Origin of the sequence: Leptospira dzoumogneensis, assembly GCF_004770895.1 — a bacterium.
Classification (GTDB): domain Bacteria; phylum Spirochaetota; class Leptospiria; order Leptospirales; family Leptospiraceae; genus Leptospira_B; species Leptospira_B dzoumogneensis.
This window is the reverse complement of sequence record NZ_RQHS01000005.1, coordinates 569,762-584,151: the sequence shown is the minus strand read 5'-3', so window position 1 is coordinate 584,151 and position 14,390 is coordinate 569,762. Positions and strand designations below refer to the sequence as shown.

General features: G+C 40.7%; 15 protein-coding genes. 3 read left to right on the top strand and 12 right to left on the bottom strand.

Annotation, left to right across the window (positions count from 1 at the left end):
- Position 1 precedes the first annotated feature (1 nt).
- From EHR06_RS04175 to EHR06_RS04165, 3 genes are read right to left on the bottom strand one after another with little or no spacing between them, the layout of a single operon-like run.
- Complete coding sequence (locus tag EHR06_RS04175) at positions 2 to 829, bottom strand: fibronectin type III domain-containing protein (protein WP_135755833.1); 828 nt, start codon at positions 827 to 829, stop codon at positions 2 to 4.
- 9 nt (positions 830 to 838) lie between these two features.
- A complete protein-coding gene (locus tag EHR06_RS04170; RefSeq protein WP_135755832.1) occupies positions 839 to 2,350 on the bottom strand; it encodes a FecR family protein in 1,512 nt (503 codons plus the stop codon).
- A 3-nt stretch (positions 2,351 to 2,353) separates the two neighbouring features.
- On the bottom strand, positions 2,354 to 4,687 hold the full coding sequence (locus EHR06_RS04165) for an adenylate/guanylate cyclase domain-containing protein (RefSeq protein WP_135755831.1): 2,334 nt from the start codon (positions 4,685 to 4,687) through the stop codon (positions 2,354 to 2,356).
- A 152-nt stretch (positions 4,688 to 4,839) separates the two neighbouring features.
- Between EHR06_RS04165 and EHR06_RS04160 the strand changes: the two genes are divergently transcribed.
- From EHR06_RS04160 to EHR06_RS04150, 3 genes are read left to right on the top strand one after another with little or no spacing between them, the layout of a single operon-like run.
- A complete protein-coding gene (locus EHR06_RS04160) occupies positions 4,840 to 5,859 on the top strand; it encodes a mechanosensitive ion channel family protein (protein ID WP_135755830.1) in 1,020 nt (339 codons plus the stop codon).
- 49 nt (positions 5,860 to 5,908) lie between these two features.
- A complete protein-coding gene (locus EHR06_RS04155; RefSeq protein WP_135755829.1) occupies positions 5,909 to 6,766 on the top strand; it encodes an LA_0991 family prenyltransferase-like protein in 858 nt (285 codons plus the stop codon).
- 42 nt (positions 6,767 to 6,808) lie between these two features.
- Positions 6,809 to 7,612, top strand: coding sequence for an SDR family oxidoreductase (locus EHR06_RS04150; RefSeq protein ID WP_135755828.1), 804 nt, complete (start codon positions 6,809 to 6,811; stop codon positions 7,610 to 7,612).
- 226 nt (positions 7,613 to 7,838) lie between these two features.
- Here the strand turns inward: EHR06_RS04150 and EHR06_RS04145 are convergent, their stop codons facing one another.
- The 9 genes from EHR06_RS04145 to EHR06_RS04105 form a co-directional block, all read right to left on the bottom strand.
- Positions 7,839 to 8,789 carry a class I SAM-dependent methyltransferase gene (locus EHR06_RS04145; protein WP_135755827.1) on the bottom strand — a complete coding sequence of 317 codons (951 nt, stop codon included), beginning with the start codon at positions 8,787 to 8,789 and terminating at the stop codon, positions 7,839 to 7,841.
- Between the two features lie 11 nt (positions 8,790 to 8,800).
- Positions 8,801 to 9,076 carry a helix-turn-helix domain-containing protein gene (locus EHR06_RS04140; protein ID WP_135755826.1) on the bottom strand — a complete coding sequence of 92 codons (276 nt, stop codon included), beginning with the start codon at positions 9,074 to 9,076 and terminating at the stop codon, positions 8,801 to 8,803.
- Positions 9,076 to 9,216, bottom strand: a complete 141-nt coding sequence (locus EHR06_RS04135) for a type II toxin-antitoxin system RelE/ParE family toxin (protein WP_135755825.1) — start codon at positions 9,214 to 9,216, stop codon at positions 9,076 to 9,078. The genes EHR06_RS04140 and EHR06_RS04135 overlap by 1 nt, the downstream gene beginning before the upstream one ends.
- Before the next feature lie 153 nt (positions 9,217 to 9,369).
- Positions 9,370 to 10,029: a M15 family metallopeptidase gene (locus tag EHR06_RS04130; protein WP_135755824.1), complete on the bottom strand. Its 660-nt coding sequence runs from the start codon at positions 10,027 to 10,029 to the stop codon at positions 9,370 to 9,372.
- 71 nt (positions 10,030 to 10,100) lie between these two features.
- Positions 10,101 to 10,655 carry a C40 family peptidase gene (locus tag EHR06_RS04125; RefSeq protein WP_135755823.1) on the bottom strand — a complete coding sequence of 185 codons (555 nt, stop codon included), beginning with the start codon at positions 10,653 to 10,655 and terminating at the stop codon, positions 10,101 to 10,103.
- Positions 10,656 to 10,741: 86 nt separating this feature from the next.
- Positions 10,742 to 11,686, bottom strand: a complete 945-nt coding sequence (locus tag EHR06_RS04120) for an alpha/beta fold hydrolase (RefSeq protein WP_135755822.1) — start codon at positions 11,684 to 11,686, stop codon at positions 10,742 to 10,744.
- Between the two features lie 19 nt (positions 11,687 to 11,705).
- Positions 11,706 to 12,506 (bottom strand): SDR family NAD(P)-dependent oxidoreductase, encoded by an 801-nt coding sequence (locus tag EHR06_RS04115; RefSeq protein ID WP_135755821.1) that lies wholly within the window; start codon positions 12,504 to 12,506, stop codon positions 11,706 to 11,708.
- Positions 12,503 to 13,351: a metal-dependent hydrolase gene (locus EHR06_RS04110; protein WP_135755820.1), complete on the bottom strand. Its 849-nt coding sequence runs from the start codon at positions 13,349 to 13,351 to the stop codon at positions 12,503 to 12,505. Before EHR06_RS04110 ends, EHR06_RS04115 begins: the two co-directional genes overlap by 4 nt.
- Before the next feature lie 48 nt (positions 13,352 to 13,399).
- Positions 13,400 to 14,374 (bottom strand): M24 family metallopeptidase, encoded by a 975-nt coding sequence (locus tag EHR06_RS04105; RefSeq protein WP_135755819.1) that lies wholly within the window; start codon positions 14,372 to 14,374, stop codon positions 13,400 to 13,402.
- Positions 14,375 to 14,390: the final 16 nt, after the last annotated feature.

Here is a 14,390-nt window from a genome sequence, read left to right as displayed (position 1 = left end):
ATCAGAAGCTCCTTGTATATTGGACATCCCATCTGCTCTGAGAAAATCCGGTATTTGCAAAAGTATTTAGATTTCCGCTTCTGTCAGGACTCACCTTGAACTGAACAGTATCCCCTTGCGGAAGTTTATTTTCCAGCCAAAGAGAAATTGCAACGCTTAGGATCGCCACTCCACCTATGAGAGCCTGATTGTTTTGGTGCATTTCGTATTCTTTCTTATCATTCTCTCTTGCCTGCCAAAGATAAAGAGTTAATGAAGAAGGTGCATTTAAACTTAATAGAGCGATATTCATCGGATCGTTTAACGGTTTTGAGGCGAGAATATTCCCTGCTTCTCTTTCCGAATTTCCTAGATACGCAAGTGCTCCAAACCAAGCCCAGATACTGTAGGATTTCCAACGCTCCCCTTTGGAATAATATCCTGTTCCAGGGATCCAAACAAACTTAGAAGTTTTGGTTCCTTTACTCGCCTCTTCTTTTTCCGCCAAGGCAACCGCTTTTGGACGGTCCTGTTCTACTTTAAAATTTGTCCAAGGTGTATAAGAAGAAGGTTTTCCGAATCTGTTTAGCGCGGCGATCCTGTATTCATAAGTTCCCGCTTCTAAGGAGAATTCTATCTCGTTCTCGGAGACTTTTTTCTCTAAAAATAATTCTTGAGGAGGTTCCGTTTTTCGGACTTCCACCACGTAACCTCGGCTACCTTTTACTTCTTTCCATTCTATATAATATACGAAACTTTTCTTTTCCGCAAAAACTCCGGAGGAGATGGAAAAGAATATTATAATAAATTGAAATACAACGGCGAAATTTTTTCCGCGGAACAAGAACATGCCTTCTCCTTAAGGGCGGGCGCCGCTGGATTTTGTTTCCGGGGCTTCCAATTCTTCCCTAAGCATTATTTTGAAATCCGCTTCCGATCTTAGGCTAGGGTCCGCATCCGATTCTATGGTCCACCTGAATGTTCCTACATCCAGTTTTTCCAGGTCTTTGAACACCAATCTGTCGCCTTTTGTCTTTTTTTCATAGATTAGCTCGTCGCCTGAGCCTCTCTTATAGAAAAGACGAAATTTCCATTCGCTTTGTTTCTGTTTGGCGGAGAATTTCCAACGAAAAGAGATACTTTCTTTACCTGTCATGTCCACCAAAGTCCCGTTTTTCGGGAAATCTACGGAAAGATCCGAACTTGCCTGCGTTTCCGAAGCCGCAGAGGTCTCTTGTTTTGTATCCGCAACTTGGATCACCGGAAGAGAGATGGAAAATTTACGAACTTCGGAGAATGTTTCCGTTCCGGGAAGATTCGTATAAGACTGCACTCTCCAATAATAAGTGCCTGGATCCAATGTGAGTGAAAAATTCGTGCGGAATACTTGGGTCTCGGATATGGCTCCAAAATTAGGATCGTTGGAGATCTGTAATTTATAACCGCTTGCTATCTTTTGTTTTGCCCAGGAGAAGGCGACAGTTCTATCTTCTTGAGACAGATCTTTTTTAGGATAATGTAACTCTACGGGAAAATTAGGAAGAACTCTGAACTTTCTGACTTCGGATATTTTTTTGCCATCCTTGGAGTTGATCCTCCAATAATAGATCCCTTCCGGAAATTTTTGTTTATAATAAGGCTCTTTGGAAGGCCTTTTAGAAATATATACGGAGAAGTCCCGTCTAGGAGAAATTTCTAATATACCTTCTTCTCCGCCTTCCCAGCGGAATTCAACTGTCTGCTCTAATTCCGCGGGAAAATATCGATGAGAATCTTCCGGACTGACAAGGCTCCAATTTTGATTCAGTTTACTCCCGTTTAAGGAACTTTCTTTTTCACCTAATGTTTGTTTAACGGTTCCATCTTCGGACCATTCCACCTGTCCTCTTTCTACATCTACTCTGGTGCCGTTCTCATTTTTGGTAACTTGGAATTTAGAACCTAGTTCCGCTTCTAGACCAACCGTTCCTGCGATCACGGAGAGCACTTTTTTTCCGCTCTCTACCAGTATATTCCCTTCGTTCAGATCCAGATTTTCCCTATTCTCCTTTAGCTGGAGAACTACCATGGATTGAGGATCCAATTCTATACGAGTGCCTGATTTTAAAAATACTACCGCTTCAGATGCCTCGTCCGTTCGGATAGAATCCCTATCGTATACAGGCATTCCTTGGTCCAAATCTTCCCATAACATTCTGTCCGGAAATTTTCTTTGTGCTGTCTTGTATCGGAAGGAGACGGTTCCCATAATCTCTTTTCCGACGCCTCCATTCGATTTGGATTCGAAATACAGAAGATACAAAGATAAGAAGAGTACAACGAAGCAGCCTATACCGACCTGCCATTCTCTTTTGTAAATTCTCCAATCCATATCTTATTCCGCGATAGCCTTGGAAGGAGAATCAGGCTCCGGTATTCCGCAAATCCTGCGGAGGTCTTGTAAATTTTTAGGGCAATCAGGATCTTCTAACCAACCCAATACAGCATAGAGTTGTTGCGGTTTTTCTTTTCCCCGGATCCAAACAGGCGGAAGTGTTTCGAATTTGTAATGGTCTTTTACTTTTTCATAAGATGTTTCCGAAACAAGTATATCCGTTCCGAATTCTTTGGTTAAATATTCTATACGAGAAGCGAGATTGACCGCGTCTCCGATCACAGTGAACTCCAATTTTTTTTCGGAACCGATCTGACCTACTACCACCGGTCCGGTATTGATCCCGCATCCGAATCTTGCGAGAGGTCTTCCGATCTCGTTCCCGATACGATTGAATTCGAATAATGCGCTTCTCATCAGAAGTGCAGAGTTGATCGCGTTCCTTGCATCGTTCTCATCCGTGTACAATGCGCCCCAGTGAGCCATGATCGCGTCTCCGATGAACTTATCCACAATCCCTTCCGTGAGATAGATACATTCCACCATTTCGGTAAAGTACGCGTTTAGAAAATCCACCACCTCACTCGGTTTTAATTTTTCGGACATACCGGTAAAGTTTCTTAAATCGGAGAAGAATACCGTTACATCCTTTGTGACCCCGCCTAAAGGCATGTCTCCTGCGAGTGCTCTCTCCGCGATCTCCTTGTTCACGAATTTTCCGAAAGTATCTTTGATCTTTTCTCTTTCTTCTAATCCATGAGCCATCTTTAGAAATGAATTTGTTAGAACTCCGACCTCGTCTCTTGTGACCGGTTTGATCCCAACTTTATAATTTCCTCTTTCGATCTGTCTTGTGGCGCTTAATAGATTAATGAGTGGAACAGTCAATGTTCTGGAGAATAGAAATACCACTAAGAATGCGAGACTCAATACGGAGATCAGAATATAAAAATTCTGTCTTCTGATCTTATACACCGCTTCGAAAGCTTTATCCGCTTCGATAGAGGATACCACTGCAAGGTTCCCGTCTTCTAATTGTTGGAAAGATCCTAATGTTTCTTTTCCTTCAAAGATAGAAGTTTGGGATCCATTGTCTGCGGGACTTCTTAATAAAAATTGGACTAATGGATTTTTAGAATAATCTTTTGCGGAAACCGTTTCCGATTCTTCCGTATGAGCGACTAATCTTCCTTTAGAATCTACAACCCATATTGCGAATAATTCAGTTTGTAAGGCGGACCTGGCTGCTTCCCAAAGATCCTGAGGAGAAATTAAGAAGAATCCATGTCCTTTTCCGGATCTATCTTTCTCTATAAAAAGTACGGCGGGGAATCCGAACTTAGAACTGATATTTTCCAATCGAGTGGCTTCAAATTCGGAAGCGAAAAATTTCTCTTTTTCTTCCTTGGGGATGGAAACCCATAAACTGCGGATCTCATCTTCTTCTTTCCTAAGATCTCGGACGAATCTCGGATTAAAAACGAGAGCCGATTCTCCCTGTTCGTATTTTCCCCAGGCAAGAATTTTAGGATGAGTGGAAAAAAATCCCGAAATATAAGCGGGAGTAGAAGTTTTTTTAGAATCGGAACCTTTAGAAGGGCGAATATCTTTTTTATCCGAAAACTCGGATGATTTGTTGGAAAGTTCTTTGATCCTAAGACCTACTTGGAGCCCGGTCAATCTCGCCAAACTCAAGTTATATTCTTGGATGAGCGATACCGTATAATTCCTGAAAAGGCTTGTAGCGAGCCCGATCACAAGTCCCATACTAACCACTACGATCGCAGAAACGATCGCGAGAAGTTTAACTCGGATCGTGATCCTAGACGCTTTAAAATCTTCTCCATGATTTTTAGGAGGTTCTTCTTTTTCTCTCCTAGGTTTATCTGAAGTAATATTAGGAGAATATGGTGTATATGCTTTGGCAGATCCTTCTTTTTTGCCGGAAAGGATCTCCTGCATCAATTTTACGAATTCATCGGATTCATTCTCGGAATAACAAACAAGTACGGAACCTAAATGAGATCTAAGAAAACGATCTAATTTTCTCGCAGAGTCCGGGGAAGAACGGAACTTTGCACCGTCCATCGTAGAAAGACGGATCTTATCCTCTTGGAGTTTTTTTATCAGATCCTTGAATACTTGGCTATTTTTCCAACCACTCGCTTCCGATTTCGTTCCCCAAAAAACTACCTCTTGAATGCCTCTAGTATGGATCTCATCCATCCATTCGGAAAGATTTCCGCCTTCTTCCGGAAATTGTCTAGAGTATGCAGACATAGTGTCCGTCAGAGGAACTTCTAAAATTCGATTTTTTCCGACTCCCTCTTGCATGGGGATAGGAGTCTCTGAAATCTCTTTAGTTTGTCATTACAAAATCCAATTTTATCTCCCTTTAGATTTGCCCTCGGTTTGCCACATAATTCGGCACTTCCATTTTTTCTTTTCTAGAAAATACTTCCTCTTAATTTAGGAGAATGATTTGGATGGACTCTGTTTTAGGTTCTAATTGGTTGCTAGGAGCAATTTCGGTTATTTCCGGAATTCTTTTGGGTTATCTTTTTGGCGGGTTCATAGTTCCGAGACTTGCAAAAACTCTTACAAAAGATCAGTTAGATACCAAACATCCTCTTTACACTGCACTTCTCTCCTTAGTTAGATTTTCGTTTTTTATTTTTGGATTATATACTGCTCTTAGATTCTTAAAATTAGATGCTTCCTCTGAAGAAAAAATTTCTCTCTATCTAAAAGTATTCGGGATCTTGGTATTCACATTCTCCTTTGCAAGAGTCGGTTCCGGAGCTTTTACTTTATATTCTTCAAAGGCAGAAGGACTTCTACCCTCCGCATCCATACTAAACAATATAGTTAGAATGCTGATCATACTCACGGGAGGTTTGGTCGCATTACAAACTCTGGGTATCTCAGTTACTCCAGCCTTGACTGCATTGGGAGTCGGTGGTCTTGCATTCGCATTAGGCTTGCAGGAAACTCTTTCCAATCTATTTGCAGGACTTGGAGTTCTATTAGGTAAAAAAGTATCCGTAGGGGATTATATTTCTTTGGAAACCGGAGAAGAAGGTCTGGTAGAAGATATCAATTGGAGAACCACTTCTCTTAAAAAAAGAAACGGAAGTACGATCATCATTCCGAATGCGAAGATGTCCAAGACCACTTATACGAATTATAGCCTTACGAACACAGGACTTTGGACTGAATTAGAGATTAGTATTCCTAAGGAAGGAAATTTAGAGAAGTTGGAATCTATACTTGGTCAGGCCGCAAATTTTTCCTTAACACAGATCTATGGAAAAAGCGATTATAACGGATCCAAAATTTCGTTTCGTTATGTTTCTTTCGGACAATCTAATATCGATTTGGTGGTCCATCTTCCTTTAAAAAACATAGATGACTCTGGGCAAATTAGGTCCATTTTCATAAAATCCTTGCATTCTCAATTTAGATCGGAAGGAATCGATAACATATCCGCGAAGACAGTAAAATAATCCGAAACATCCTAATCTACTCGCGGGAATCAGTCGTAATAGAGATCGTATGCGAAACGTTTTAGAAAACAAACTTTGGTTTTATGTTCATGTACTTAGCTTGGATGTATGTCTTGGCGTTTTAGGTTCCGGGGCCTTGGCCGCAATAGTAACCGGCGCCAAGATGAAAATGGTTTGGTGGTTTCTTCTTCCATTAAGCGTTTGGGTCATCTACACCTTGGACCATTTATTGGATGGAAAGAAGGTGGGAGAAAATTCAATCAACCCGCGTCACAAATTCCACTACGATCATTCCAAAGTTTTGACAATACTCTGCACAATCGCGGCAATTATTTCCGCAATTCTTGCATTCTTATTATTAAGGGAGATCGTTTTATTAGGCGGAGTACTGCTTGCAGCATTGGCGGTTCTTCATTTAGGAATTGCCCGCTGGGGAAAGATACGTTTCGGAAAAGAATTCTCAGTAGCATTGATCTACACTCTAGGAGTTTGGTTCGGCCCTCTATTGGTTGTAGGATTTCGTTCTTGGACAGTTCCCCTTCTTCTTTTCTTATTCTTTTTGGGTACCGTTCTGAATTTAGTAATGAACTCTCTCATGGAAGCAGAGTTAGACGCGAAAGAAGGCCAGGTCTATCTATTAGGAGTTCTTTCTCCTAAGCTCGCTAAGGAATGGGTATTACGATTGTCCTTGCTCGGATTTCTGGCCGCCTTAGTATTGGCCGGCGGAATACGGAAATGGGCGCCGGGCACCTCGGTTTCGGCCTCTTTGGTGATCGCTCTGATCTGTGCAGTTCCGGGAGGGATCCTGCGTTACGCGGATAGATTCCAAGATTCACAAAAGTATAGGATCCTTGGAGAAGGTGTTTTTATCTTGGGGCTGGTCCCTTGGATTTTAAACTCCTTTTAGATCCTAAGACTACCTAAGAAATTTAATATCGGAGATAAAAACATGGGAGAATTTTTCAAAGACAAAGTCGTATGGATTACAGGAGCTTCTTCTGGGATCGGCGAGTCCTTAGTAAAAGAGGCCGCGAGAAGAGGAGCGATATTAGTTCTTTCTTCCAGAAGAGAAAAAGAACTCAAAAGAGTTCGCAAAGAGAATGGACTAACAGATTCAAACAGCATGATCCTTCCTTTGGATTTGGAAGATTATAAAAAGTTAGGAAAAGTTCCCGCTCAAGTTATCAAAACTTTCGGAAAGATAGATGTTCTAATCAATAACGGCGGGATCAGCCAACGTTCTATGGCTCATGAGACTTCTCTTGATACTTATGAAACTTTGATGAAGGTAAACTATTTCGGTAATATCGCACTTACTCTTGCAGTACTTCCTCATATGAGAGCAAGAAAGCAAGGTTGGGTTTCCACAATCGCGAGTGTTGCAGGACTTATCGGAGTTCCATTGAGAACCGGATATTCTTCCACCAAATTTGCATTAACCGGTTTTTATGAAGCACTTAGAGCGGAAAATACAAAGGAAAATCTGAAAGTCACTCTGGTTTATCCGGGCTTCGTGAAGACGAATATTTCGCATAACGCACTTAAAGGAGACGGAACTCCTCAGAAAAAAATGGATAAAGTGATCGAGAACGGGATCGACGCAGACGAATGTGCTCGTAAAATCCTAGATGCGATCGAGAATGAAGACCTACAAGTGATCATCGCCGGTGGAAAAGAGAAATTCGGTCTATTCCTAAGACATTATTTCCCTAAGTTTTTTGCGAAGTTTTTGTCTAAGACAGCGGTAACCTGAGAGATTTTCTGTAGGAGTTCCTACAGGGGTTAGAGCTCGCCCCCACCCTGCGTTTGGGATTGGGGGGAGCGGCTCGTGGGAGGCCCTTGCCTTATATCATAAAACTGTAAAATCTACAATTACAAATCTGAGTCGATCTTGTAGGAGCTCCTACATTCTATAACGAGAAGAAGTCCTTGACTTAGCAAACGCAGCTGATCGGGTCCTTCCTATTCAAAACGATCTATTATTTCCTCATCTTCCAAACGGATCGGATCTTCTCATTTCGAAAATCTTCCGGATGAGTTTGTTTGGTAATATCCTGAATATCTTCCCACAAAAGTTCATCGGGATCCAATTTGAATTTTCTAAAATTCGTAGAGAAAAAGAGAACCGCACCCGGAGCAGAAAAATCCCTAAAAATAGAATTTAGTAGAAAAGAATAATCTCTTTGCACATCAAAAATATCTCTCATCTTCTTGCTGTTAGAGAATGTGGGAGGATCCACTATAATAAGATCGTATTGTGTTCTTTTAGGATTGGTTCGTTCTTTCTTTAACCATTCAGTAATATCTTCTCTGATAAACTCATGCTCTTCGTGAGAAAACCCGTTTAACTCGAAATTTTCCTTGGACCAGTCCAAGTATTTTTGAGAAAGGTCCACGCTGGTGATTTTTTTGGCGCCGCCGTCAGCGGCATAAACGGAGAATGCTCCAGTATAAGAATATAAATTTAGAACATTCTTCCCGGAAGCTTCCTTTCTAAAAAGATCTCGAGTAGTTCGGTGATCCAGAAAAAGACCGGTATCCAGATAATCGCTTAAGTTTACTTTAAATTTCAATCCACCTTCATTCGCCTGGATGGATTTTTCCTGGGTATCCAACTTTTCGTATTGTAGATTTCCCTTTTTACGCTCTCTGGTTTTCCAAAATAAATTTTCTGGGGCAAGTTGAAGGATCTCGAGTATAAAGTTGCGGATCGACTTTCTTTCCGATTCTCTATCTTCCTCGGACATCGGATAAGAATTTAAGTATTCTGAGACCAAACAAAAATTTTCATATAGATCTATTACGATCGGAACCTGAGGGATATCGCGGTCGTAGATCCGAAAGCAGGTGATCCCCCTTCTTCTCGCCCATTTTTTCCAGTGTTTGGACATCCTAGTCAGGCGATTGAAGAACATTTCTAAATGTTTCATATATATTAAACTTATCGAATGCTTATATGTAGTTTTTTACCTAACACTTTAGCAACCTTTTCTAAAGTTGATAAACGGATATCCTCTGCATGGTTTTCCATACGAGAAATTACACTCTTTTTGGTTTTTAGTCGGGTTGCAAGATCTTCCTGGGTGAATCCTTTTTTAATCCTAAGCTCTCTTAAATACAGTCCAATTTTAAAATCAGTAAATCCAGTTTCATAATTCTCTGCAAATTTTGGATCTTTTTTCTTTCGTTTGTTAATATACTTATTTAGATCACTCATCAATTTAACCTATCAAAATAATTATTTCTATATTTTTCTGCTCTTTCGATTTCTTTAGCAGGAGTCTTCTGAGTTTTCTTTTGAAATCCATGAGTTAAAATTAAGGTGTTCTTTGTTGCCCAAAAACCAAAACCAGGCATTTACCGTTTTCTAATTTAAAGAATTCGATCCGACTCATTCGGCTCGAAGGTTAGCTTTTATGCTAACCAATGTAAAATAAAATACCGAATTGAAGCAAGCTATAAACTAGAATATTGATTCCGGGGGATTTCAAATAAAGGAGAAAGGTCGTTTCATTTCTCCCAAAGTTTTGGATCCACCTCTACTAAGGGATAAACTTTTGCATCCCCGTCGTTATAATGCCACCATTCAGAACTGATCTGTTTGAATCCATGCTTTGTTAGAATTCCGACCAAAACTTCCAGATTTTTAGAAACGGTTGGCTCCAGATCTTTTCGAAATGGAGAAGCTTTATATGTGAATTCGTCGTAAGCACTTGGCATTTCTAATTCGTTTCCTTCCGAATCTATAAGTGTTAGATCCACCGCTCCGCCTCTATTATGGACGGAACCTCCTTTTGTAGGATTTCCAACATATCTTGGATTTGGGACCTTCTCCCATAAAATCCTTTGCGCGTACGTAGGACGGTATCCATCCCAGATCTTAATCCTGTATCCGTAGGTTTGGAATTCTGAGTTGGCAGCTTTTAATTTTTCTGCAGTTTCTTTTCTAAGCAAACAGGTTTGGAAAGGATAGATGATGGAGCCTGTGAAATTTTCCGGAGTAGAATAACGCAAATCGATCTCTATATTCGGATCTATATCTTTTACGTTTACTAATCCATTTTCGATCTTTAAAGGCGGCGGACTTTCTTCTAATTTTGGGACCGGAGGTTTTTGGCAATGGAAGAAGGTAAGCAGAATTAAGATCAGACCGAAACTGCGGGCTCTCATGCAAGAGTTTATTTCTGCCCTTAAGCTTTGTGTCAATCAATACTAAGTAACAGGCTTTAGGAACGAAACAATTATAATCTTCCGGCGAACACGAATCTGGTCTTATAGTAATTCTCATCCAAGGAATTGACTGTTACACCTTTGACCACGGAAGCATGTACGAATTTTCGATCCTTGAGATAGACTCCCACATGGCTGATCTTCTCGCCGTATATATTAAAAAATACTAAATCTCCCTCTTGCAGATCCGATTCTGAGATCTTTTTTACCTGCTTGGAAATACTTTCGGAAGAACCTGCAATCGTTTTAGAATATGCTTTTTTCACCAGCTTTGCAGCGAGACTAGAGCAGTCTATTCCGGACTCATCTTTTCCATTGTCCCTATGAGGAGTTCCTATCCAATGCTGGGTTTCTTTGAACAATTCCAAATTATCTTTGGGATCTATCTCTAATTTCCAAGTTTCGTAAAAGTATTTATGAACTTCTTTGTCGGATAAGGATTTTGCTTGGTCTGCAACGAGTACAAGTGCAAAGAAAGGTATGATCAAAAAAGAAAGCGCTCCCGAGTTCGGGAGAACTTTCTCTTTCCATAAAACTAGAATTTTTCGGATTCCGTTCAAGATCATGCTTATCTGACCCTTTTAAAACGGAATCGGTTTCTTTTTTTTGATCCCTTCAGATAGAGCGCCCGACCTCGGGCCTAAACTATTTTTCAGCCGATCTCCCAAACAAATTCTCTGATCTTTTCGCTGACCATATCAGGCATTGTTCTTTGGATCCAGTGATTGCTATCGTAAGTATATTCTTTATAAGAATCACAGATCCTTTCATGAAGTCTGTACAACTCCGGTCGGATCGCAAAATCTTTGAGAGGGATTAGAACCTGGACCGGAGCCTTGATATGTTTAGGTTCCGGATACTTCTCCCCTCTAAGAAGTTCTCTATACAAATTCACATTAGAAACGGCAGTCGCAACAATCTCTTCTTTGGATTTATTTCTAAGAGTATCATTCTTAGGAACTCCTCCGGCATTCATCGTATACTTCCAGAAAAATTTACTGAAAGTTCTCCAGATCCATTCAGGCAGAAAAGGAATTTGGAAATATAGAATGTACCAAGATCTCTTAAGCTGAGAAAGTGCCTTGTACAAAGAAAGTGGATTTCCGGAAAGTGCCATTTGGAAAGCACTTCTGCGCCCAAGCACAGGATGAGGCCCTCCCATCGCAGTATAAGATTTTGCCCAAACCGATTTTTGTTCGTCGGCAACGAATGCCCAACTGATCAAAGATCCCCAGTCATGAGCCACTAGATGTACAGGTTTATCATTACCTACAAATCGGATCACTGCTTCCAAATCTTCGAATATTCTACGAACATTATATGCTTTTTGCTTTTTAGGTTTGTCCGATTTTCCGGAACCTCTTAGGTCCAGAGCGGCCACATTATAATCTTCTTTCAAAGATTCCATCTGGTAGGACCAAACCCTATGATCGTCAGGATATCCATGAACGAATAGAACTGTTGGTCTGTTGGGTCTTTCTTTCGCTGTATGATTGTACTTCACATACAGAGAAACATCGCCGTTATGGACAAAGGTTTCTTTAAAAGCCTCAGTCCTTTCTTTTTTCACTCCGTTTTCCAGTTGGGTAGCCGCCATATTTTTCGCCTCTTTTCGTTTAAGAAAATTTTTGTCCGAGTCTTTCCATTCCCCTTAAGAAACCTGGAGACAGTCTGGTCAAGAATCGCAATAACTTCGCAGTGAATCCCGGGAAGACATGCATCTTTCTTTTTTCAATTCCTCTTACTATGGCTTTAACGACCATCTGAGGACTGTCTACGATCAATGAAGGAACTACTTTAGGTTTATCCGTTCCGAATTGTTGAGAATGTAGAATATTAGTATTCGCGAAGAAAGGATATATGTTAGTCGTATATATACCCTGATGCCTATAACCTGAATCCAACGCTTCTCCCAAGGCTCTGATCCCGAATTTGGAAACGGAATAATACACTAGCTCACCTGGAGCGGTGATCCCGGCGCAAGAAGATAGATTTACGATCTGTCCGTATTTTCTTTCCAACATTGCAGGTAAGAACAAACGAGAAAGATAGATTGGAGCGTATAAGTTTACATCCAGGATCAATTTCCATTTGTCCATCGGAACATCCAGCAGTCTTCCGCCGAATGCTAAACCTGCGTTATTAACTAGGATATCTATCTTAGGTTGGATCTTGATCGCTTCTTTATAAGCTTTTTCGCAACCTGATTCGCTGCTTAAGTCAGCCGCAAAACTACCGAGTATTTTTCCTGAAACCGGTTTAGAATTTTCTAAATAAAATTCTGCCTTGGTTTCAGGTGCTTTCATATCCGTAAGTACAAGATTAGCGCCTTTTTTTAATAATTGTTTGGTTAATTCTTTACCGAAACCACCGCTTGCTCCGGTGATTAAGATGTTTTTCCCGCTTAGTCTGCTCATGCAATTTCCTTGTATTTATGCTCTGGAGATTCGAAGATTATCCTGCTTAATTCCAGATTATCTTCTTGTTCCGGATGAAATCCAGGACGGAAGTATCTGAAGAATGCACCCGTCGCATGGAAGAAGACCTTTTCGTCTATAAAGATAAAACGGAAAGCATCTTTTCTGGTTTTCCATTTAAAAGTTAATCCCTCTTGCCAAAGAAGGATCTCAGCTCCTATAAATGTTGCCGCCCAGAATACGATTGTTACTCCAAGGAAAGTGATCATTCTTCTGAAATAATTTCCGCTGATGTCTAAGAATACATCGTAAGCCGCGGATTTATGTTCTATCTCTTCCGCTGCATGCCATTCCCAAAGGCGTTTCATCTCCGATTCTGCCTGATCCAATGCCTTGATTTGTAGACCAATTGTAGCGACCAAGGAAGTATAATGTTCTGCGCCTGCGGTTGCCGCCAAACAAGACTTAGCTGATAGGACTTTTTCCACAAAGTTCACGAAGAATGAATTCACAAAATCGGTGAATGCCTTGATCTTAAAGCCTTGGTCTTCCAGGATTTTCCAGGTTTTTTTATGTTCTCCAGCATGTTGTGCTTCTTGGCCCATAAACGCCTTTGCATTCCGGAGAACTCTTGGATCTTTTATACTTGGCAGGAATTTCTGGATACTTCTGATAAAAAATCTTTCTCCGTCAGGAAAGAATAGGGTCCAGGTATTCAAAATATGGGTTTTATAAGCGGAACCGTCCATCCAATGTTTACTAGTACCGTTCTCGCTAAATTCGAATTTAGGTTTTCTGACCGGATAAAAATGAAAATCCTTATCCTGTAAAATTTCGCTGCTCATGGAATTCCTTCTCATTCAAATATTGTAATTCTTGCATAGATTCCGATATTAAGCCGGAACCTTTTCTTTTTGTTTTTTAGTGTTAGCTTTGGAGTTAGCAGCAGGCTTGGAAGATTTAGATTTTTTCTTTTCTTTCCAAAGACGAACATGAGGAAGATCTTCATCCAACCAATACGCAGTGGAATCAGTAACTACTAGGATCTCTTCCCATTTTGCTCCGAAAGATTCTGATTCTTTTGAGCCTGAATATATTTTACCAATATGAGGTTCTACAGCCCAGAGTCCTGGTTCCGCTCTGAAGTCGGAACCTTCTCCCCATAATGGAGAATGTCCTGAAACTCCTGGGATCAGATCTTTTATCATTTGAGGGAATAAGTAGGCGAATGTTTGGAATGGAAATCCATTCACTCTTCCACCAGGAAAATTATAAGCAGGAAGTCTTCCCACTTTATGACCTAAAACTCCCTGAGGATAGATAGAATGACAGTTAACGTATCCGGATGCGCGTATCCTTGCGTCTACTTCCAGATAAATTTCGGATAAGGTCCTTTCTTCTAGAACTCTTCTTAAAATTAACTCTCTGTATTCTTCTAAATTTACGAGTGCCTTATCGTGTTCCGGATTTTTGCCGAATGAGAATGCGTAACCAACATCTGCTGCTCTTCCTGCAAACGTAGGAGCTACGTCTAGGATGACCGCCATACCTTCTTCTAATCTACGGTTAGAAGGTTGGAATTTTCCTCCGAAGTGAGGAAGTAGACCTTCTCCTTTTCTCAAATAATTGAGAGAGAGTGGACGTTTGAATCCTCTGAATGCAGTTCTGTCTCCGAACCACGCGAATCCATAATGGAAGAAGGAAGTACCTCCCGCATTTCGGATATAATCGTCAATTTTGCGAGCTGCTTCTTTTTCGGTGATCCCAGGATAGAGTTCCTTGCGTACGGATTCCACCGCTTCATAAGCTAAGGCTTGTACTTTGCGGTAGGATTCTAGTTCTTCTTTAGGATATGTTTCTCGGGACATCGGTCTCTTCTCCTTC

What these genes read in the sequence shown, in the direction of transcription:
- EHR06_RS04170 (WP_135755832.1), bottom strand. Translation starts at nt 2,350, where the DNA reads ATGGATTGGAGAATTTACAAAAGAGAATGGCAGGTCGGTATAGGCTGC.
- EHR06_RS04150 (WP_135755828.1), top strand. Translation starts at nt 6,809, where the DNA reads ATGGGAGAATTTTTCAAAGACAAAGTCGTATGGATTACAGGAGCTTCT.
- EHR06_RS04165 (WP_135755831.1), bottom strand. Translation starts at nt 4,687, where the DNA reads ATGCAAGAGGGAGTCGGAAAAAATCGAATTTTAGAAGTTCCTCTGACG.
- EHR06_RS04140 (WP_135755826.1), bottom strand. Translation starts at nt 9,076, where the DNA reads ATGAGTGATCTAAATAAGTATATTAACAAACGAAAGAAAAAAGATCCA.
- EHR06_RS04110 (WP_135755820.1), bottom strand. Translation starts at nt 13,351, where the DNA reads ATGAGCAGCGAAATTTTACAGGATAAGGATTTTCATTTTTATCCGGTC.
- EHR06_RS04145 (WP_135755827.1), bottom strand. Translation starts at nt 8,789, where the DNA reads ATGAAACATTTAGAAATGTTCTTCAATCGCCTGACTAGGATGTCCAAA.
- EHR06_RS04155 (WP_135755829.1), top strand. Translation starts at nt 5,909, where the DNA reads ATGCGAAACGTTTTAGAAAACAAACTTTGGTTTTATGTTCATGTACTT.
- EHR06_RS04135 (WP_135755825.1), bottom strand. Translation starts at nt 9,216, where the DNA reads ATGCCTGGTTTTGGTTTTTGGGCAACAAAGAACACCTTAATTTTAACT.
- EHR06_RS04105 (WP_135755819.1), bottom strand. Translation starts at nt 14,374, where the DNA reads ATGTCCCGAGAAACATATCCTAAAGAAGAACTAGAATCCTACCGCAAA.
- EHR06_RS04125 (WP_135755823.1), bottom strand. Translation starts at nt 10,655, where the DNA reads ATGATCTTGAACGGAATCCGAAAAATTCTAGTTTTATGGAAAGAGAAA.
- EHR06_RS04160 (WP_135755830.1), top strand. Translation starts at nt 4,840, where the DNA reads ATGGACTCTGTTTTAGGTTCTAATTGGTTGCTAGGAGCAATTTCGGTT.
- EHR06_RS04120 (WP_135755822.1), bottom strand. Translation starts at nt 11,686, where the DNA reads ATGGCGGCTACCCAACTGGAAAACGGAGTGAAAAAAGAAAGGACTGAG.
- EHR06_RS04115 (WP_135755821.1), bottom strand. Translation starts at nt 12,506, where the DNA reads ATGAGCAGACTAAGCGGGAAAAACATCTTAATCACCGGAGCAAGCGGT.
- EHR06_RS04130 (WP_135755824.1), bottom strand. Translation starts at nt 10,029, where the DNA reads ATGAGAGCCCGCAGTTTCGGTCTGATCTTAATTCTGCTTACCTTCTTC.
- EHR06_RS04175 (WP_135755833.1), bottom strand. Translation starts at nt 829, where the DNA reads ATGTTCTTGTTCCGCGGAAAAAATTTCGCCGTTGTATTTCAATTTATT.